Origin of the sequence: Subtercola sp. Z020 (assembly GCF_002931235.1) — a bacterium.
Lineage (GTDB): Bacteria > Actinomycetota > Actinomycetes > Actinomycetales > Microbacteriaceae > Subtercola.
On record NZ_PSTT01000056.1, the window covers coordinates 1 to 19,913 of the forward strand.

Consider the following 19,913-nt stretch of genomic DNA (forward strand, 5'->3'; position numbering starts at 1 on the left):
CACCCCGAGCCCCAGGTCTCCCCCGACCAGCCGCAGCCCGATCGACACCGCGACCAGCGCCACAGACAGGCTCGCCGCCATCTCGAGCGCGAACCCGCTGAGGAACGACAGCCGCAGCACCTTCAGCGTGCTCATCCGGTACTCCTCGGTCACGTACCGGATGCGCTCGGCCTGCCGCTTCTCCCGCCCGAACACCTTCAGCGTCGACAGCCCCTCCACCACGTCGAGGAACCCCGTCGACAGCGCCCCGAGCTTCTCCCACTGCGCGCTCTGCAGCGCCGAGGTCGCCATGCCGATCAGCACCATGAACACGGGAACCAGCGGCAGCGTCAGCAGCACGATGATCCCGCTGGTGACATCCGAGGCGAACAGCACGACCACGAGCACCGGCGTCGCGAGCGCCGTGAGGATCAGCTGTGGCAGGTATTTCGCGAAATACGTGTCGAGAGCATCCAGACCCGTCGTCGTCAGCGTCGCCACCGAGACACTGTTGCGCCCCGCCAGCCAGCCCGGCCCCAGCGTGACGATCGCGCGTAGCACCCGCTGCCGCAGCTCGCTCTTCACGACCGCTGCACCGCGAGCGGCGTTCAGCTCCATCAGCCAGACGAGCGCCGAGCGCACCACCACGACCCCGACGAGCGCGACCAGCGACGGCGTGAGCGCGGCGAGCGACGCACCCGCGATCGCCGACACCACGACCGACGAGACCAGCCAGGCGAACGCGATGATGCAGGCGGTCTGGGCGAGCGCGAGCAGCGCCCCCAGCCCGAAGAAGCGGCGAGCGGATGCCGCGTACCGCAGCAGGCGCGGGTCGACCGGTTTCACGCGCCGACCTGCTCCCCGAGCTGCTCGCCGGCCTCCGGCACTCCGGTGATGGATGTCCGGCTCACCCGCTTGCGGAACACCCAGTACGTGAAGCCCTGGTACGCGAGGATGAGCGGCACGAACACCAGCGCGACCCAGCTCATCAGCGTGAGGGTGTAGCCCGACGACGACGCGTTCGCGATCGTGAGACTGTTGGCCGGGTCGTTGCTCGCCGGCATCACGTCGGGAACGAGCGAGAGGAACAGCGACAGCACCGCGAAGGCGATGGTCGCCGCGAAGAGGGCGAACGACCAGCCCTCGGCCTTCCGCTGGTTCGCGAGCCAGCCGCCGATGAGCGTGACGGCGGCGACGGCCGAGAGGATGCCCGAGAACACCGACCCGAACGACACCGTCGTCCAGACGAGGAAGACGGCGGCCACCACGATCGTCAGGAGCCCTGCCCGGCCGGCCAGGAGCCTCGCCCGCTCGCGGATCGGCCCCGTCGTCTTCAACGACACGAACACCACGCCGTGCGTGAAGAAGAGCAGCAGTGTGGTGAGCCCGCCGAGCACGGCGTAGGGCGTGAACAGGTCGAACACGGTTCCGGTGAAGTTGAAGCCGGCGTCGAGCGGCACGCCGCGCACGACGTTGGCGAACACCAGCCCCCAGAGAAAGGCGGGTACGGCAGAGCCGATCACGATCATCCGGTCGAACCGCCTCTTCCAGCGCACCTCGGGGCGCTGGTGCCGGTACTCGAACGAGACGCCGCGGAGGATGAGCGCCAGCAGTATGGCGAGAAAGACCAGGTAGAAGCCGCTGAACAGCGTCGCGTACCACTCGGGGAACGCCGCGAACATGGCGGCACCGGCGACGATGACCCAGGTCTCGTTGAGGTCCCAGATCGGGCCGATCGTGTTGATCAGCACGCGCCGGTCGATGTCGTTGGGCCCGCGTTCGTCGCGGCCGAGGAACGGGATGCTCATGCCGACGCCGAAGTCGAAGCCGTCGAGCACGAAGTAGCCGATGAAGAAGAAGGCCAGCAGGCCGAACCAGAGGGTGGGGAGATCCATGGCTAGTACACCGTTCCTAGTAAACCGTCGCTTCGTGCTTCACGTCGCCGGTCTCGGCGTCGGGTGTCGGCGCCTCCTCCGGGCCTTTCTGGATGGCCTTCTTGATCAGCCGGAACTCGACCACGGCCAGCGTGCCGTAGATGAGCGTGAAGGCGATCAGCGAGATGAGCACCTCGAGCCCCGTCGTGTTCGGCGACACCGCATCCTGCGTCTTCAGCAGGCTGAACACGATCCAGGGCTGGCGGCCCATCTCGGTGAAGACCCAGCCGACGATCATCGCGGCGAGCGGGAGCGGCATCGACCAGATGGCGACCTTCCAGATCCAGCGCTTGGTGGGCATCCGGCCCTTGCGGGTGAACCAGAGGCCACCGACGGCGGTGATGACCGCGAGCACGCCGAACGCGATCATGTAGCGGAACGCCCAGTAGGTGACCCAGATGGTCGGCGTGTAGTCTCCCGGACCGTACAACTGCGTGTATTGCGCCTGCAGATCGTTGATGCCCTCGACCGTGCCGTCGAAGGTGTGCGTCGAGAGGAACGAGAGCAGGTACGGAATGCGGATCGAGAACAGCTCGCTGACTCCGTCGGGGGTGCCGAGGGTGAAGATCGAGAACGACGCGTTAGCGCCGGTCGAGGTGTTGTAGAGGGCTTCTGCCGCCGCCATCTTCATCGGCTGGGTCTCGACCATCGCGAGGCCCAGTTGGTCACCCGAGAGGAAGGTCAGCGTGCCGGAGATGACCATCATCCAGAGACCGAATTTCAGGGCGGGGCGCATCGTGTCGAAATGCTGCCCGCGGGAGAGGTGCCAGGCCGCAGCGCAGACGATGAGGGCCGCCGAGACCATGAAGCACGCGAAGATCGTGTGCGGGAAGGCCGCCAGCGCGACCTTGTTCGTGAGCAGCGCCCAGATGTCGGTGAGTTCGGCGCGACCCTTCGCCTCGTTGATCTGGTAGCCGACCGGGTTCTGCATGAAGGAGTTGGCGGCGATGATGAAATAGGCGCTCAGGATGCTCGCCAGCGCCGTGACCCAGATGGTCGCGAGGTGCAGTTTCTTCGGCAGGCGGTCCCAGCCGAAGATCCAGAGGCCGATGAAGGTGGCCTCGAGAAAGAAGGCAAGCAGGCCCTCGAGCGCGAGCGGAGCGCCGAAGACGTCACCGACGAAGCGGGAGTAGTCCGACCAGTTCATGCCGAACTGGAACTCCTGCACGATTCCCGTCACGACGCCCATGGCGAAGTTGATGAGGAAGATCTTGCCGAAGAACTTCGTGATCTGCAGGTACTTCGCGTGCCCGGTGCGCACCCAGGCGGTCTGGAAGATCGCCACGGTGAGGGCGAGGCCGATCGTGAGGGGAACGAAGAGAAAGTGGTAGATCGTCGTCAGCCCGAACTGCCAGCGGGAGAGAAGGAGCGGATCAAGCAGGTCGTTCACGAGTCCTCCACGAACTTTGTTCTACGTTCTGTAGAACTTGTCTTCTACCGAGTGTAGAACAGTATTTCTACCTTGTGTAGAACGTGCAGGAAAAAGGCGCTAATCTAATGCCATGGCAACCCTTGGCGACCTCGAGCGCTCCATCATGGAACGGCTCTGGCAGAGCGATGCACCGGTGTCTGCCGCTGAGCTCCGCGACGAGCTCGCGCACAAGACGAGCGCCGGTAAAGACCTCGCCCTGACCACCATGCTCACGGTGCTCTCGCGCCTCGAGCGCAAGGGGTTCGTCGACCGCGACCGCAAGGTGAGGCCGCACCTCTACTACGCCGTGACCAGCCGCGCCGACCACACGGCCGAGCTGCTGCAGCAGGTGCTGGGCGCGGAGCCCGACCGGGCGGCTGCGCTCGCCCGCTTCGTCGGTCAGGTCAGCCCGCAGGAGGCAGACACCCTGCGCCGGCTGCTCGACCAGCGCGCCGCCGACTGACGGCCCCGACGACTACGCTGGGCGCGTGCTTTTCGCCTCTGTGACCCTTGCCGCGCTCGCGGTCATTCTGGCGTGGCCGGTTCCGGTGCTGCTCTCGCGGGCGCACTGGCCCACCCGGTCGCCGGGCGTCGCCCTTCTGCTCTGGCAGGCGATCGCCCTCGCCGGTGGGCTCTCGATGATCGGTTCGCTGGTCACCTTCGGGCTGATCCCGTTCAGCACCAACCTGATCGGCGGCCTGGGCGACCTGCCGCCGGTGCTGTTCTCGGGGGCGCTGCCGCCGTCGGCCGGGCTGATCCACCTCTTCGCGCTCTCGAGTGCCGCGCTGCTCGCGGCCCACCTGCTGCTGAACCTCGCGGTGACGATCGCCCGCACGGAGCGCCAGCGTCGTCGGCACCGCTCCCTCGTCGACCTGCTCAGCACGCCGCTGCTCGGGCAGCCGGGCACGCTCATCCTGGACTCCCCCGCGCCGGTGGCCTACTGCCTGCCGGGCGCCCGCACCGTCACGGTGCTCTCGGAGGGGCTCGTCAGCCTGCTCGACGCCGACCAGCTCGAAGCGGTGCTCGCGCACGAACGCGCGCATCTGCAGCAGCAGCACCACATACTTCTGGTCGCCTTCGAGTCGTGGCGGAGCGCCCTGCCCTGGTTCCCCATCGCCACGCGCGCGCAGGTCGCCGTCTCGCTGCTGGTCGAGATGCTGGCGGATGATCAGGGCCGCCGTCTGACCGACGACACGACGCTCGCCGAGGCGATTGCGCTCGTCGGTTCGGCCGAGACGCAGAACATCGTGCGGCGCGGGCCCGCGTCGGTGTCGGTGGCGGATCCGGCCCCCAACGCGGTGCGCGCGGACCGGCTGGGCACGGCGACGGAGTTCGGCGAAGACGTGCTCGACGGCCGCCGCCTCCCGATGTCGGTCGACCCCGTGGTGCTGCGGGTCGGGCGGCTGCTAAACCCCGAGAGCCAGCTGTCACTGCCGGCCCGCACGGGCATCCTCGGCCTGGCGGCCCTCCTCCTCGCATTCCCCACCCTCCTCCTCTTCACGTCGTAGCCCCCGCCGTGAACGACCGAGCCGGCCGGCGTTCCACGGGGAACGGCCGGCCGGCTCGGGGAGTGTCGCGCGCGGCGACGGCCGCTACGGCGGCGGCGACGACCGCGACGGCGGCTAGAACAGCTTCTTGCTGTCGAGCCACTCCTTCGCGATGTCTGCCGACGACTTCTGGTCGGTGACGCTCTCGCCATTCATCGACACGAGGTCGGCGGTCGTGAGCGCGGCATCGACCTTGTTGATCACGTCGGTCACCTCGGGGGTGGCGGCGTCTTTGTTGATCAGCGGCACGATGTTCGACGCGAGGAACAGGTTCTTCGGGTCGGTCAGCGTGACGAGGTCGTTCTCACCGATGCTCGGGTCGGCGCTGTAGATGTTCGCGACCTGGATGGTGTTGTCGAGCAGCGCCTTCAGCGTGAGGGGGCCGGCCGAGTCGTCGATCGGTGTGAAGCCCACGGTCACGTTGTAGGTGCTGAGCAGCCCGGGAGGGCCGTAGGGCCGCGTCGCGAGCTCGGCGTTGCCGCCGAGGGTGACGCCCGACACCTTCGCGAGGTCGGCGATGCTCGTCACACCGTTCGACTCGCTGAACGCCTTCGTGACGTTGTAGGAGTCCTGGTCGGCGGCCTCTGACTGGTCGAGCACCTCGAGGTTCGAGGGCACGGCGGTCTTGAGTTCTGAGTAGACGTCGGCAGCCGAGACGGCCTTCGTGTCTTTGTCGTAGAACTGCAGCAGGTTGCCCGAGTACTCGGGGAACAGCGTGACCTCGCCGCTGGCGAGAGCCGGCAGGTAGGCGTCGCGCTGGCCGATGTTGAACTTGCGGGTCACCGTCTGGCCGTTGGCCTCAAGAGCCTGAGAGTAGATCTCCGCAATGATCTCGTTCGAGTAGTACGACTGCGAGCCGACGACGATGGTGCCCGCCGCGGCCGAACCGGTCGATGTCGAGCCCGCGTCAAGCGGGCTACTGCCTGACGAACACCCTGCCAGTGCGACTGCCGCACTGACCGCGATAACGCCGACAGCGGCGATACGGCCCTTCTTCAATGCTGTGAACATGCTATTTCCCTTCTTGGATGGGGTTTCCCACCACCGCGCGGGGCCTGACTGACCTCGAGCGGACTTCTGACACGCGACCCGCGGTGACCCCGCGTGGCACGAACAACCTCTGGAGGAGGGCGAATATGCCCTCGAGAACCAGAGCGAGCACGGTGACGATGAGGGAGGCGCCGATGAGTTCGGCGTAGTTCCTCGTCTTCAGACCGTCGTTGATGAACACCCCGAGCGCCCCACCGCTGGCGAAGTAGGCGAGTGTCGCCGTCGCCACCACCTGCAGCACACCCGAACGGATGCCGCCGATCAGCAGCGGCAGGCCGAGTGGCAGCTCCACCTTGGTGAGCACCTGCCATTCGGTCATCCCCTGCGCCCGGGCGGCGTCGACGGTGCGCTTGTCGACCGCTTCGACCCCCGCGTACGCCCCCGACAGCAGCGACGGGATGGCGAGGATGACGAAGGCCAGCAGCGGAGCCTTGAACCCGATGCCGATGGCCAGCGCGAAGATGATCAGCAGTCCGAGGCTCGGCAGCGCCCGCAGGCCGCCGGAGGTGAGTACGGCGACATCTCGGCCCCTGCCGGTGTGCCCGATCCAGAGACCGAGCGGGATGGCGATCACCGCGGCGATCGCAACCGCGCCGAACGTGTACGAGAGCTGTTCGGCGATGCGCACCCACACGCCGCCGGGGCCGTTCAGGTGGGCGGGATCGAAGATCCACGCGAAGCCGTCGAGAAACAGGTCCATCAGGCCACCGCCCCGGTGATCGCGCGCTCAGCCGTTCGACGGCGGGTTCGCTTCGCCGACGGATCGGCCTTCGCCCACGGCAGCAGCAGCCTGCCGACCAGTACCAGCACGAGGTCGAAGACCACCGCGATCACGAGGGTCGCGACGATTCCGCTGATGACTTCGGCGATGATGTTGCGCTGCAGGCCGTTCAGAAAGAGGTAGCCGAGGCTCGAGACGCCGATGACCGAGCCGATGCTGACGAGGCTGACGGTACTGACGGAGACGACCCTGAGGCCCGCGAGCAGCACAGGGCCGGCGAGCGGGAACTCCACCCGCCAGAACCGCTGCCAGCCCGAGTACCCCATGGCGGTGGCCGCCTGGCGCACGCCCGTGTCGACGGCGGCCAGGGCATCTGCCACGGACCGCACCATCAGCGCGACGGCGTAGATCGTCAGGCCGACGACGACGTTGACGGGATCGAGGATGCCCGTGCCGAGGATCGCGGGAAGGGCGATGAACAGCGGCAGGGACGGGATCGTGTAGAGCAACCCGCTGATGGTGAGCAGAACGCCGCGGGAGGCGTGGTAGCGGTTGGCGACCCAGCCGATCGGGATCGAGATGATGAAGCCCAGGATGATCGGGGGAACGGCCAGCGCGATGTGGTCGAGCGTGAGGCTCCAGATGAGCCCGAAGTTGTTGACGACCCAGTTCATGCGAGTGACCTCATCATCGCCGCCCAGTTGACGACGAGACCGTTCGCGGCCTGTGCGCTCATGACTGCAGCACCCCCGTCGGGCGACCGTCTTCGTCGACGACGACGTTGCGGCCGTGCACCACCTCGACACGGAGCGCGCGGCGCCCCCGGTCGGCCCCGATGAACGAGGCGACGAAGTCGTTCGCCGGCTTCGAGAGGATCTCGGCCGGCGTGCCGGCCTGCGCCACACGGCCGCCCTTCTCGAGCAGCACGACCTGGTCGCCGAGCAGGAACGCCTCGTCGATGTCGTGGGTGACGAACACGATCGTCTTGCCGAGGTCGCGCTGGATGCGCACGAGCTCCTGCTGCAGTTCGGCGCGCACGATCGGGTCGACCGCGCCGAACGGCTCATCCATCAGCAGGATGTTGGGGTCGGCAGCGAGGCCGCGGGCGACGCCGACGCGCTGCTGCTGGCCGCCCGAGAGCTGGCTCGGGTACCGCTCGGCGAGCGAACGGTCGAGGCCGACGGTGTCGAGGAGGGTCAGCGCGGCAGCCCGTGCCTCCGCCTTCTTGACGCCGTTCAGCACCGGCACCGTCGTGACGTTGTCGATCACCTTGCGGTGCGGCAGCAGCCCCGAGTTCTGCATGACGTAGCCGATGCTGCGACGGAGCTTCACCGGGTTCAGGCCGTAGATGTCTTCGCCGTCGATCTCGATCGCGCCCGACGTCTTCTCGACCATGCGGTTGATCATGCGGAGGATGGTCGTCTTGCCCGAGCCCGACGAACCCACGAGAACCGTGGTCTGGCGTGCGGGGATGACGAGGTCGAGCGCGTCGACCGCGATCGTTCCGTCGGGGAACTGCTTCGTCACCGTGCGGAATTCGATCACGCGGTACTCCAGTCGTCAGAAGGCGAGATGTCGCGGGCGTCGCGGCGCTGTCTCGGCAATCGCACAAGCCAAACACCATTGCGGGCAATTGGCAAAGCACGAGCCGTCACTTGACAGAGTGTTACGCACGCCTCTGACATTCGGAGCATTCCGGCGATCGGATGGTCGAAACCCCCGCCGCACTCACCCGAACGGTCCCTACTTCTGGCTGAACGACCCCAGGTAGTTCTGGATGACCGACCGGGCCTCGGCGATGATCTTCTCGTCGCCGTTCTTCTCGGCCACGAACGCGCGCACCAGCAGCGCATCGGTCATGTTGACCGTCATCTCGAGGTGCAGCTCGAGCTCGGGGGTCGATTCGAGCCCGAAGTCCTGGCTGATGATCGCCGCGAAGGCACCGGCGATGCGGGCGGAGCGGATGCCCGAGGGCTCGACCTCGGGGTAGGACACGAGGTCGCCGAGCCGGATGGAGGTGAAACCCACCTCGGTGCGGTGCATCTCGACGCCGGTCTCGAACGCGATCATCATCATGTCGGTCCACGACTTGGGCGTGTCGCGCAGGATGTTCTCGCGGGTCTGGCGGAGGAACCGGTCCATGCTGCGCAGGCTGAGCGCCGAGAGCACCGCGATGCGGTCGGGGAAGTAGCGGTACACCGTGCCGATCGACGCGCCAGCGCGCTCGGCGACCATCGCGGTGGTCATGCGTTCGACGCCGACCTCCTCGACGACCTCGGCGGCCGCGTCGATGAGAGCCGAGATGCGGGTGGAACTCCGCACCTGCACCGGCTCGTTCCGAACGTTGACCATCTCGAGCAGCGTTTCGTCGATGAGCTTACTGAGTGACACTTTTCTGGCCGGCCCCTTCTCACGAGCATGCAACGACTGCTCGACACGTTCGATGTAACAAGTAAGTCTCATGTTACTCGCGGTCTCTGCATGCCCGGTGACAAAGAGGGCAGGTTCTTGAGAACTTCTCCATCATCTGACAGAAATCGGCCGCTGCGGGCTTTTCGTTCGACCTGTGGATGCCCGCCAGCACGGCCTCGCTCACTTCGAGTTCTGACAGACTGGTGCCGTGGCAGACCAGACGCTCCCCCCGTTCGCCTCCTCCGGAGCGCCCCGGGTCACACCCGAGCGCATCCTGCACCGCGCGGCCCGCATCGAGGATGCACTGCACGAGTTCCGCGAGAACAGGGCCCGCAAGCGCGGTTACCACACCACGATCATCCCGTACAAGGGATACGGCTCGACCGAATGGGTGCGGGTTCTGAGCCGCGTGCTGCTGACCGGCGACCGCAAGCCCCGCCGGCGCCTGCCGATCATCGGCCGCCGCGAGGAGATGGTGCGCGGCTGGCGGAGTTTCACAGCCGTTCCCATCAATGAGGTCGAGGTGATCGTCACCGTCGGCGGCATCGAGCACCAGGTGAAGGCCGACAGAGGAGGCGTCGTCGACGCGGTCGTGCCCGCGACGCTCGAGCCCGGCTGGCACACGATCACCCTGCAGGCCGAAGACTCGGAGCCCGTGGAGTCCTCGATCTTCGTCATCGCCCCCGATGCCCGATTCGGCGTGGTGAGCGACATCGACGACACGGTCATGGTCACGGCGCTCCCCCGCCCCCTGCTGGCGGCCTGGAACACCTTCGTTCTCGACGAGCACGCCCGCGTGCCCACGCCCGGCATGGCCGTTCTGCTCGACCGGCTGGCCACGGAGCATCCCGGTTCGCCCACCATCTACCTCTCGACGGGGGCGTGGAACGTCGCGCCGACGCTCAGCCGGTTCCTCTCCCGCAACCTCTACCCCGCAGGCCCCCTGCTGCTCACCGACTGGGGCCCGACCCACGACCGGCTGTTCCGCAGCGGGCGGGAGCACAAGCGCGACAACCTGCACCGGCTCGCCGAGGAGTTCCCGTCGATGCGCTGGCTGCTGGTCGGCGACGACGGGCAGCACGACGAGGAGATCTACGGCGAGTTCGAGGAGCAGCACCCCGAGAACGTCGCCGCGATCGCGATCCGCCAGCTGTCGCCGAGCGAGGCGGTGCTGGCCGGTGGCCGGTCGAAGGCCGAGTCGATGAGCGACAAGTCCGACGCCCTGTGGGTGTACGCGCCCGACGGGTCGGGGCTCGCCAAGCAGCTGGGCGCTGCCGACATCCTGTAGCACGGTGTGGAGGTGGTGGGCTGGTGAACTCCCGTGACGCGAGCCGCCTCGCCCGCCTCCGCCTCGCCCGGCAGCGCATCCAGAACCCTCCCGGCGCTGCGCAGCCGGGCCCTGCGCGGCCCGGCGCGGCGCAACCCGGCCCAGCGCAGCCCGGCCCACCGCAGCCCGGCTCAGCGCACCCCGGCGCGGGAGGCGTCACCGGCGTCGTGCGGCACCTCACCGCGCTGCAGGCCCAAGACCTGCCGGGCGCGAAGTGGTCGATCGCCCTCCGCTCGCCCGGCGCCACCCTCGCCGATGTCGACGCGGCCTTCGCCAGCGGCGTGATCGTACGCTCCTGGCCGTTTCGCGGCACCCTGCACATCACCGCCGCCGAAGACCTCGAGTGGATGCTCAACCTCACCGCCGCCCGCACCGTGTCGAGCGTGGCCGGCCGCTTCCGGCAGCTCGGGCTCGACCACGCCACCCTCGAGACCGCGCGGAGTGCCGCCATCGACGCACTGCAGGGCGGCCACGCCCTCCCCCGCGACGACCTCTTCGCCGCCTTCCACGCTCTCGGCATCGACACCGGCTCCAACCGGGGATCGAACATCCTCTGGTACCTCGCCCACACGAAGACGCTCTGCTTCGGGCCAATGGTCGGCACCGCGCAGGCGCTCGTGCTGCTCGATGAGTGGGTGCGGCATCCACGACGCCTCACCCACGAAGAAGGCGTCGCCGAACTGGTGCTCCGCTACGTCACCAGCCACGGGCCGTCGACCCTCCGCGACTTTCTGTGGTGGTCGAACCTGCTCATGGTCGATGCGAGGGCGGGTCTGGATGCCGCGGGCGACCGCCTCGAGTCGCTCACGGTCGACGGTGCGGAGTACTGGATGCCCGCCGGCGCCCTCGACGAGCCGCCCGTTCGCCGGGCGGTGCACCTGCTGCCGGGCTTCGACGAGTACCTGCTCGGCTACGCGGACCGCTCGGCGGCGCTGCCCGCGCCGTACGCCGAGCGGATCGTGCCCGGCAACAACGGCATGTTCCTCCCCACGATCGTCGCCGGCGGGCGGGTCGTCGGCACCTGGTCGCGGCGCGCCACCAGCGCCCGGGTGGCCGTGACGCCGACCCCTTTCGAGGCGCTCACCGAAGCGCAGTCGCGGGGTGTCGCTCGCTCGGCGACCCGGTACGCGGCGTACCTCGGTCTGCCCCTCGCGGAATAGCGGCCGCACAGCAGACCGGCAGACCGGCGACCCGGCAGCACAGCAGACCGGCAGACCGGCACGCCGCGCGGCCACCGCCCACCACGACAGAAGCCGCCGACCCCGGAGGGACGACGGCTTCTGCGAGAGATGCGGAACTACGCCTGCAGCGACGCCTGCAGGTCGATCGTGATGGTGACGTCTTCGCCGACCAGCACGCCGCCGGCCTCGAGCGGAGCGTTCCAGTTCACGCCGAAGTCGTTGCGGTTGATGACCGTCTTCGCGGTCAGGCCCAGCTTGTAGTTGCCGTAGAGGTCGTTGCCGAAGCCACCGAACTCGACGTCGAAGGTGACCGGCTTGGTGACGCCCTTGATGGTCAGGTCGCCGGTGACCTTGAGGTCGTGCTTCTCGGCGACGACGCTGTTCGAGACGAACGTGATCGTCGGGAACTCGGGAGCGTTGAAGAAGTCGTTGGTGCGCAGGTGACCGTCGCGGTTGGCGTCACCGGTGTTGATCGACTCGACCTCTGCCGAGGCGGTGAGCTTGGTGTCGAGGGGGCTCTCGCCGGTCACGAAGGTGGCGTCGAACTTCTCGAACTTGCCCTTGACCTTGCTGATGAGGAGGTGGCGAACGCTGAACGCGACCTCGCTGTGCGATGCGTCGATGGTCCAGGTGCCGGCTTTGTGGCCGGGGATCGTGTAGGTGTCAGTCATGGTCTCTACTCTCAATGGGGAAAGGAACAACAGTTGTAGATACAAATGTATCGAATGATCCGATTATTCCCTGAGAGTGACAGAGTTGGTTTATGCCCAACCAAACAACACGTGTCGATTTCTGGTTCGATCCCTCCTGCCCCTGGGCGTGGATGACGTCGAGGTGGGTCGACGAAGTCAGCGCCCACCGCGACCTCGACGTCACCTGGCACATCATGAGCCTCGCGATCCTGAACGAGAACAACGACGTCGACGCAGCGCACCGCGCCTTCTTCCCCCGTGCGCTCCGCTACGCCCAGCTGGTCGCTGCGGCGAAGGAGCGGCACGGCCAGCAGGTCGTGAAGCCGCTCTACGACGCCCTCGGCACGCGCATCCACCTCGGCCAGCGCACCGACACCGACGCCGTGATCGCCGAGTCGCTCGAAGAGGCGGGCCTGCCTGCCGAGCTCGCGAACGAGGCTCCGGATGCCGCTGGCGGCCACGAGTTCCGCTTCGAGAACGAACTGCGGGCATCCCACTCAAGCGGCATCGACCTCGTCGGGCAGGATGTCGGAACGCCCATCCTCTCGGTCGACGGAACGGCCTTCTTCGGCCCCGTCATCTCGCCCGCGCCGACCGGCGAGGTCGCCCTCACCCTGTGGGACGGAATCGTCGCCGCAGCCAGCTACGACGGGTTCTTCGAGCTGAAGCGCTCCCGCACGCGCGACCCGATCTTCAGCTGATCGGCAGCGTGGGCTTCTGCCCAAACGGCCCCACGTCGCTTAGCGTAGGGGTATGAAACGCATCCTGCGCCTGTTCGTCGTGGCCGCGCTCGCGGTCTCGGCCGGGGTCGCCGTGCCCGTGCAGGCGTCGGCGACGGATGCCGCGCCCCGGCAGGCGACGGTTCTGGATGCCGCGGGCGGCGTCCCGGGCATCCTGTCGCTCGCCGTGCGCACCGACTACCCCAGCTGGGACGACGTGAACGCCGCGAAGCAGAACGAGGCGACGAAGGCCGCGGAGGTGCAGAACATCACCGGGCTGATCGGCGAGCTGCAGCAGCAGGCCGCCGAGCTCGGTGACGTGGCGATCCAGAAGGGCAACGAGTACCTGAACGCGCAGGCCGCGCTGCAGGCGGCGACGCAGACCGCAGACACCGCGCGCCAGCGCTCCGACGAGGCCGCCGCGAAGGCGACCGCCGCGAAGAACCAGTTCGCCCAGCTGACGGTCGAGCTGTACCGGTCGGGCGGCAACCAGACCGCCAACCTTTTTCTGAGCGGCGCGCAGGCCGACACCCTGCTCGACCAGCTCGGCTCGCTCAGCAAGCTGACGCAGCAGTCCGCCCGCCTCAGCGCCCTGGCGACCTCCTCCGAGAACCTGGCGGCGACGCTCAATGCGCAGGCCGCCGTGGCGGAGTCGGCCCGCACCGACCTCGCGACCGCCGCGCAGCAGGCCGCGGCCGACGCCCAGGCCGCACAGAACGCCGCCGATGCCGAGGTCGCCGCCCAGCAGGCGCAGAGCGACATCCTGTATGCCCAGCTCGCCACCCTGAAAGACACGACCGCCGACGTCGAGAAGAACTACCAGCTCGGCGTTCAGGCCGCTGCAGAGGCGGCTGCGGCCGCCGCAGCGAAGGAGGCGGCGGCGAACAACGGCGACGGAGACGGAGACGACAGCAGCGCTCCCCCGGCCGGCCTCGTCTCCGACCCGCAGGGCGCGAAGAACTACGCGCAGGGCCAGGTGAGCGCCCGCGGCTGGGGCAGCGACCAGTTCCAGTGCCTGCTGCAGCTGTGGACGAGGGAATCCGGTTGGCGCGTGAACGCCTACAACGAGTCGAGCGGGGCCTACGGCATCCCGCAGTCCCTTCCCGGCCGGAAGATGGCCTCCGCCGGATCGGACTGGCAGACAAATGCCGCCACCCAGATCAACTGGGGCCTCGCCTACATCTCGGGCCGCTACGGCAACCCGTGCGGCGCATGGGCGCACTCGCAGAACACCAACCCGCACTGGTACTGACCGGCGAACGGCCGGCCGTGCATCCGGAGCCTCACCTGCTACGGCTAGGGTGTGTCAGTGGCGGCGCCGACGGCGAGCCACGACGAGCGCGGGGAGGTGGCGGTGAGCGGGCATCCTGACGACGCTGCGCCCGGCGAGCACGGTGCAGACGGAGAGGGGAACGCCTGGCGTCGCACCCGGGCCCTCGTCGGCGCCTCGCACCCGGGGCCGACGGTCGCCGTCACGGCGCTGGCGATCATCCTGTCGCTCGCCATCGGCCTCGCCGAGCAGCGCATCTTCGCGGTCGGGTTCGCGGTGCTGGTCGGCCAGCTGGCGATCGGCTGGTCGAACGACTGGCTGGATGCCCGGCGAGACGAAGCCGTGGGCCGCACCGACAAGCCCATCGCCGCGGGCGACATCTCGGCGGCGGCCGTGCGGAACGCGTTCATCGTGGCTGCGGTGCTCACCGTTCCGTTCTCGCTGCTGCTCGGAATCGACGCCGCGATACCGCACATCGTGCTGGTCGTGTCGGGCATCGCGTACAACCTGGGCGTGAAGAAGACCGCGTACTCGTGGTTGCCGTACATGGTCAGCTTCGGGCTGCTGCCGACGGTGGTGACGCTCGCGGGCTCGCCGCCGGCCGAGGCGGAGTGGTGGGTCATCGCGACGGGCGCCCTGCTGGGCCTGGCCGCGCACTTCGCCAACGTGCTGCCCGACCTCGACGACGACCGGCAGACGGGTATCCGCGGCCTGCCGCACCGGCTCGGGCGGGTGCCGTCGGGCCTCGCGGCGTTCGGCGCGCTGCTGCTGGCGTCGCTGGCCATCCTCGTGGGCGCGGGGCCGAGCGCCGTGACGCTGATCGGCCTCGTGCTCGGGCTGCTGGTCGCCGCCCTCGGGGTGCGCCTCGTGCTCACCCGGCCGCCCGGCCGCGTGCTGTTCCGCCTCATCATCCTTGCGGCCCTCATCGACGTCGTGCTGCTGGCCCTCTCGGGCTCCCGCCTGCGCGTCTGACCCGCGCCCGCCCCCGCCGCGGCCGCTGCGCGGCGGGGGCAGCGCCGCGAAGCGGCCGCGGCGGAGGCCGCGCCGCAGGGCGCAGCGCCAAGGCCCGCGACGTGTGCGGCGCCGCCAGCGACGCACCAGCACGCGCGGCGGCGGAACATCCGCAGACCACGGCCGACGCGCGAAGCGCAGCAGCACAGCGCGCGCAGCGCGACCCCGCCCTCCGCCGCGATACGCGCACGGGTACGAGGGTTGGCGTCAGCCGAAACGCTGCGACGACCGCGCACGTACCCCCGCGACGCCCCCGAAAACCAAGCGCGTGCGCGGTGCGCGAAGCGCAACGCGCCGCAAGATCACCACGCAGAAGGAGCGTAGTCCTTCAAGAAGACGCCTGACAGGTCTTCACCCGCCTCGCCCCGCACCACGGGGTCGTAGACGCGCGCGGCCCCGTCGACCAGGTCGAGGGGAGCGTGGAACCCCTCTTCCGCAAGGCGCACCTTCGTCGGGTGCGGCCGTTCATCCGTGATCCACCCGGTGTCGACGCTCGTCATCAGGATGCCGTCGGTCGCCAGCATCTCCTTGCCGCTGGTGCGCGTGAGCATGTTGAGCGCCGCCTTGGCCATGTTGGTGTGCGGATGCCCGGGGCCCTTGTACCCGCGCGCGAAGACGCCCTCCATGGCCGACACGTTCACCACGTACGAGCGCCCCGCACCGCCGGCAGCGGCCGACGCGGAAGCACCCGCCGCGAGTGACGACCGCAGCCGCGACACCAGCAGGAACGGCGCCGTTGTGTTGCAGAGCTGCACCTCGAGCATCTCGAGCGGATCCACGTCGTGCACCGCCTGCGTCCAGCTGTTCTCGTGGTGCGTGTCGGGCACGAGCCCGCCGGCGTCGATCGCGGTTCCGGCGGCGAGGCGGTCGAGCGATGACGACCCTGCGGCGAGCGCCAGCCCCGAGAGCTCGTCGGCGCTGAGCTCCCCCGGCGTCAGGCCGGCACCGGCGAGCGCCGCGCCGAGCAGCTCCGACCCGATCAGTTCGGCGTTCGCATCGGCATCCGAGACCCCCGGAGTGTGCCCGAGCCCCGCGAGGCCGAGCGCGGCCCCGGCGGGCGCGACGACGGCGGCCCGCTGCAGCAGCGGATGCGACGCCACCGACGCCGCGAGCGCCTGCGGGTGCGCGTCGTTGGTGTGCCCGAACGTGATCATCTCGGGCGTCGGCCCGTCGGGGAGCGGCGCCAGCTCGGCTTCGGCCAGGGGTGCGTACGACCCCGGCGAACGCTTCACGGTCTGCGCCGCGTTGTTGATCAGAATGTCGAGCGGCCCGGCCTCTGCGACCGCCGTCGCCAGCCCGATGACCTGGGCGGGGTCGCGCAGGTCGATGCCGACGATCTTCAGCCGGTGCAGCCAGTCGCCCGAGTCGGGCAGGCTCGAGAACCGGCGCACCGCATCCCGCGGGAACCGCGTCGTGATCGTGGTGTGCGCCCCATCGCGCAGCAGCCGCAGGGCGATGTACATGCCGATCTTGGCGCGGCCGCCGGTGAGCAGCGCCCGCTTGCCGGTCAGGTCGGTGCGGGCATCCCGCTTCGCGTGGCTCATCGCCGCACACGACGGGCAGAGCTGGTGGTAGAACGCATCGACCTGCGTGTAGTGCTGCTTGCAGATGTAGCAGGGCCGCGACTTCAGCAGGGTGCCCGCCGACGGTGCGCTGGTGAGGGCGGCGAGTTGGATGCCGCGGGTCTCGTCGTCGATGCGATCCGCCGCACCGGTCGCCGTGTTGGCGATGACGCTGCGGTCTGCGCTCGCGATCGCGTCGCGCTTCTCGTCGCGACGGTTCTTCTTCACGGACTTGAACATCTTGGCGGTGGCGCGCCGTACGGCGACGAAGTCGGGATGCTCTTCGTCGAGCTCGTGCAGCGTCGCGAGTACGCGCAGCGCGACCTCGAGTTCGTCGGGGTCGATGGCGGGCAGGGCGTGTGACGGGGAGGTGTTCTGATCCATGGGCAGCAAGAATTCTACGCTGCGACGGGCGGCAGCGACCCGGCCCGGCGAGTTAGGGCATGATCAGAGGACCATGGATGTCTCGCTGCTCGCCTCTCTGCCCGACCTGCCTGCCGCGGGCGACAGCGCCGACCCCGACGACCTCTTCGAACGATTCACGGGGTACACGGCATCCAGAGGCCTCACCCTCTACCCGGCGCAGGAGGAGGCGATCATCGAGATCGTCTCGGGCAACAACCTCATTCTGAGCACGCCGACGGGCACCGGCAAGTCGCTCGTCGCCGTCGCCGCGCACTTCGCGGCGCTCGCCGACGGCCGGCGCTCCTTCTACACGGCGCCGATCAAGGCCCTGGTGAGCGAGAAGTTCTTCGCCCTCGTCGAGATCTTCGGCGCGGCGAACGTCGGCATGGTGACGGGAGATTCGAGCGTCAACGCGGATGCGCCCATCATCTGCTGCACCGCAGAGATCCTCGCGAACATCGCGCTGCGGCACGGCGCAGATGCTCCCGTCGACCAGGTCGTGATGGACGAGTTCCACTTCTACTCAGACCCCGAGCGCGGCTGGGCCTGGCAGGTGCCGCTGCTGACGCTGCCGCGCGTGCAGTTCATCCTCATGTCGGCGACGCTCGGCGACGTGTCGTGGCTGACGAAGGATCTCACCCGGCGCACGAACCGCGAAACGGCGGTGGTCACGGGGGTCGAGCGGCCCGTTCCGCTCAACTACTTCTACGCCACGACGCCGGTGCACGAGACCGTCGAAGACCTGCTGAAGACCGGCCAGGCGCCCATCTACATCGTGCACTTCTCGCAGCTCGCCGCGCTCGAACGCGCGCAGGCGCTGTCGAGCATCCGCATCGTCAGTCGCGAACAGCGTGACGAGATCGCCGACGCGATCGGCGACTTCCGCTTCACGACGAACTTCGGGCGCACGCTGTCGCGGCTGATCAGGGCGGGAATCGGCGTGCACCACGCCGGGATGCTGCCGAAGTACCGCCGCCTGGTCGAGCAGCTCGCGCAACGCGGACTGCTGCGGGTCATCTGCGGCACAGACACGCTCGGCGTCGGCATCAACGTGCCGATCCGCACCGTGTTGCTCACGGCTCTCACGAAGTTCGACGGCACCCGGATGCGCCAGCTCACCGCGCGCGAGTTCCACCAGATAGCGGGTCGCGCCGGGCGCGCCGGCTTCGACACCGCGGGCACCGTGGTCGCCCAGGCACCCGAGCACGAGACCGAGAACGCCCGGCTGATCGCGAAGGCGGGCGACGACCCGAAGAAGCTGAAGAAGGTGGTGAAGAAGCGCGCGCCGGAGGGCTTCGTCAGCTGGGGCGAGCCGAGCTTCAACCGGCTGATCTCTGCCGAACCCGAGACGCTCACGAGCAGCATGCAGATCAACCACGCGATGCTGCTGAACATCATCGGGCGCGGGTCGGAGGGCGGCGGGGGCCGCGGCGCAGGCGCCTCCGAGGGCTTCTTCGACGCCTTCGCCGCCACCCGGGCCCTGCTCGAAGACAACCACGAACCGCGCCACCGGCAGCTCGACCTCGAGAGGCAGGCGCTGGCGATCTACCGCACGCTCCGCACCGCAGAGATCGTCGAGCAGCTGCCACCCGATGCGGAGGGACGGGTGGGCATCCGGCTCACCGTCGACCTGCAGCCGAACTTCGCACTCAACCAGCCGCTCTCGCCGTTCGCCCTCGCCGCCTTCGAGCTGATCAACCTCGACGCGCCGACCTACGCGCTCGACCTCATCTCGGTGGTCGAGGCGACGCTCGACGACCCGCGGCCGGTGCTCAGCGCCCAGCAGTTCCAGGCGAAGGGCGAGGCCGTTGCGGCCATGAAGGCCGAGGGCATCGAGTACGACCAGCGCATGGAACTGCTCGAGCAGATCACGCACCCGAAGCCGCTCGAAGAGCTTCTGGATGCCGCGTTCGAGATCTACAAGGCGTCGCAGCCCTGGGTGGGTGACTTCGAACTGAGCCCGAAGACTGTCGTGCGTGACATGTATGAGCGCGCGATGACGTTCAACGACTACATCGGCTTCTACAAACTCAACCGTTCGGAAGGTCTCGTTCTGCGGTACTTCTCCGATGCGTTCAAGGCCGCCCGGTCGACGATCCCCGACGAGGCGAAGAGCGAAGACCTCGTCGACCTGATCGAGTGGCTCGGCGAGCTGGTGCGCCAGGTCGACTCCAGCCTGCTCGACGAATGGGAGGAGCTCACAAACCCCACGGAGGTGCAGGGCGAGGCCGACGACATCGCCGCGCAGGGCCGCGGCGTGACCGCGGTGCTGCCGCCGGCGCCGCACAGCGTCGTCTCGAACCCGCGGGCGTTCCGCATCCTGGTGCGCAACGAGCTCTTCAAGCGTGTGCAGCTCGCGGCGCTCGACAGGGTCGATGACCTGGGCGAACTGGATGCTCCGCTCGGCTTCTCGCGCGACCGCTGGGCCGAGGCGCTCGACGGGTACTACGGCGAGTACGACAGCATCGGCGTCGGCGCGGATGCGCGGAGCGCGACGCTGCTCACGATCGAGGAGCGCCGCGACGTGTGGATCGTGCGCCAGACCTTCGACGACCCCGAGGGCGACCACGACTGGGGCATCGCGGCCGAGGTGGACCTGGCGGCCTCCGCCGAGGAGGGCGCCGCCGTTCTTCCAGGGCGTGAGCGTCGCGGGGTTGCACCTGCACTACCTCAACGCGGCGCGCAGCCACGG

18 protein-coding genes are annotated in these 19,913 nt (G+C 68.7%); 8 read left to right on the forward strand and 10 right to left on the reverse strand.

The genetic code is table 11. The features are described 5' to 3' along the window. From C5B96_RS07610 to C5B96_RS07620, 3 genes are all read right to left on the reverse strand, one after another. Positions 1-825 (reverse strand): ABC transporter transmembrane domain-containing protein (locus C5B96_RS07610; protein ID WP_255414714.1); only part of this gene is annotated, 825 nt, incomplete at its 3' end. Next, positions 822-1,874, reverse strand: a complete 1,053-nt coding sequence (cydB, locus tag C5B96_RS07615; protein ID WP_104244539.1) for a cytochrome d ubiquinol oxidase subunit II — start codon at positions 1,872-1,874, stop codon at positions 822-824. The genes cydB and C5B96_RS07610, both read right to left, overlap by 4 nt. A gap of 16 nt (positions 1,875-1,890) precedes the next feature. Further along, a complete protein-coding gene (locus C5B96_RS07620) occupies positions 1,891-3,303 on the reverse strand; it encodes a cytochrome ubiquinol oxidase subunit I (RefSeq protein ID WP_104244541.1) in 1,413 nt (470 codons plus the stop codon). 112 nt (positions 3,304-3,415) lie between these two features. Here C5B96_RS07620 and C5B96_RS07625 point away from each other — a divergent pair, with 112 nt between their 5' ends. After that, entirely contained in the window at positions 3,416-3,787 is a 372-nt protein-coding gene (locus C5B96_RS07625; RefSeq protein WP_104244543.1) for a BlaI/MecI/CopY family transcriptional regulator, read from the forward strand. 25 nt (positions 3,788-3,812) lie between these two features. Then, positions 3,813-4,832, forward strand: coding sequence for a M56 family metallopeptidase (locus C5B96_RS07630; protein ID WP_104244545.1), 1,020 nt, complete (start codon positions 3,813-3,815; stop codon positions 4,830-4,832). A gap of 114 nt (positions 4,833-4,946) precedes the next feature. Here C5B96_RS07630 and C5B96_RS07635 read toward each other — a convergent pair whose 3' ends face one another. The 5 genes from C5B96_RS07635 to C5B96_RS07655 all read right to left on the reverse strand — a co-directional run bounded on the left by C5B96_RS07635 (position 4,947) and on the right by C5B96_RS07655 (position 9,033). After that, complete coding sequence (locus C5B96_RS07635) at positions 4,947-5,882, reverse strand: ABC transporter substrate-binding protein (RefSeq protein ID WP_104244547.1); 936 nt, start codon at positions 5,880-5,882, stop codon at positions 4,947-4,949. Between the two features lies 1 nt (position 5,883). Further along, on the reverse strand, positions 5,884-6,621 hold the full coding sequence (locus C5B96_RS07640; RefSeq protein WP_104244550.1) for an ABC transporter permease: 738 nt from the start codon (positions 6,619-6,621) through the stop codon (positions 5,884-5,886). Then, entirely contained in the window at positions 6,621-7,316 is a 696-nt protein-coding gene (locus C5B96_RS07645) for an ABC transporter permease (protein WP_104244552.1), read from the reverse strand. Before C5B96_RS07645 ends, C5B96_RS07640 begins: the two co-directional genes overlap by 1 nt. 58 nt (positions 7,317-7,374) lie before the next feature. Then, positions 7,375-8,187: an ABC transporter ATP-binding protein gene (locus C5B96_RS07650; RefSeq protein ID WP_104244554.1), complete on the reverse strand. Its 813-nt coding sequence runs from the start codon at positions 8,185-8,187 to the stop codon at positions 7,375-7,377. Positions 8,188-8,385: 198 nt separating this feature from the next. After that, complete coding sequence (locus C5B96_RS07655; protein ID WP_158507139.1) at positions 8,386-9,033, reverse strand: TetR family transcriptional regulator; 648 nt, start codon at positions 9,031-9,033, stop codon at positions 8,386-8,388. Between the two features lie 229 nt (positions 9,034-9,262). On the opposite strand from C5B96_RS07655, the gene C5B96_RS07660 reads away from it, so the two are divergent. Next, positions 9,263-10,342: an App1 family protein gene (locus C5B96_RS07660; RefSeq protein ID WP_233189069.1), complete on the forward strand. Its 1,080-nt coding sequence runs from the start codon at positions 9,263-9,265 to the stop codon at positions 10,340-10,342. Between the two features lie 23 nt (positions 10,343-10,365). Continuing rightward, positions 10,366-11,541 carry a winged helix DNA-binding domain-containing protein gene (locus tag C5B96_RS07665; protein WP_104244558.1) on the forward strand — a complete coding sequence of 392 codons (1,176 nt, stop codon included), beginning with the start codon at positions 10,366-10,368 and terminating at the stop codon, positions 11,539-11,541. Positions 11,542-11,678: 137 nt separating this feature from the next. On the opposite strand, the gene C5B96_RS07670 is transcribed toward C5B96_RS07665, so the two are convergent. Continuing rightward, a complete protein-coding gene (locus tag C5B96_RS07670; RefSeq protein WP_104244560.1) occupies positions 11,679-12,233 on the reverse strand; it encodes a YceI family protein in 555 nt (184 codons plus the stop codon). Positions 12,234-12,325: 92 nt separating this feature from the next. Here C5B96_RS07670 and C5B96_RS07675 point away from each other — a divergent pair, with 92 nt between their 5' ends. Genes C5B96_RS07675 through C5B96_RS07685 form a run of 3 tightly spaced genes read left to right on the forward strand, consistent with a single transcriptional unit; the run spans position 12,326 to position 15,215 of the window. Further along, entirely contained in the window at positions 12,326-12,955 is a 630-nt protein-coding gene (locus C5B96_RS07675; RefSeq protein ID WP_104244562.1) for a DsbA family protein, read from the forward strand. 52 nt (positions 12,956-13,007) lie between these two features. Further along, positions 13,008-14,225: a lytic transglycosylase domain-containing protein gene (locus C5B96_RS07680; protein WP_104244565.1), complete on the forward strand. Its 1,218-nt coding sequence runs from the start codon at positions 13,008-13,010 to the stop codon at positions 14,223-14,225. 57 nt (positions 14,226-14,282) lie between these two features. Next, positions 14,283-15,215 carry a UbiA family prenyltransferase gene (locus C5B96_RS07685; protein WP_233189070.1) on the forward strand — a complete coding sequence of 311 codons (933 nt, stop codon included), beginning with the start codon at positions 14,283-14,285 and terminating at the stop codon, positions 15,213-15,215. A 341-nt stretch (positions 15,216-15,556) separates the two neighbouring features. Here C5B96_RS07685 and C5B96_RS07690 read toward each other — a convergent pair whose 3' ends face one another. Beyond that, on the reverse strand, positions 15,557-17,200 hold the full coding sequence (locus C5B96_RS07690) for an SDR family NAD(P)-dependent oxidoreductase (RefSeq protein ID WP_104244566.1): 1,644 nt from the start codon (positions 17,198-17,200) through the stop codon (positions 15,557-15,559). A gap of 73 nt (positions 17,201-17,273) precedes the next feature. On the opposite strand from C5B96_RS07690, the gene C5B96_RS07695 reads away from it, so the two are divergent. After that, a partial coding sequence (locus C5B96_RS07695) for an RNA helicase (RefSeq protein WP_104244568.1) occupies positions 17,274-19,913 on the forward strand: 2,640 nt, incomplete at its 3' end.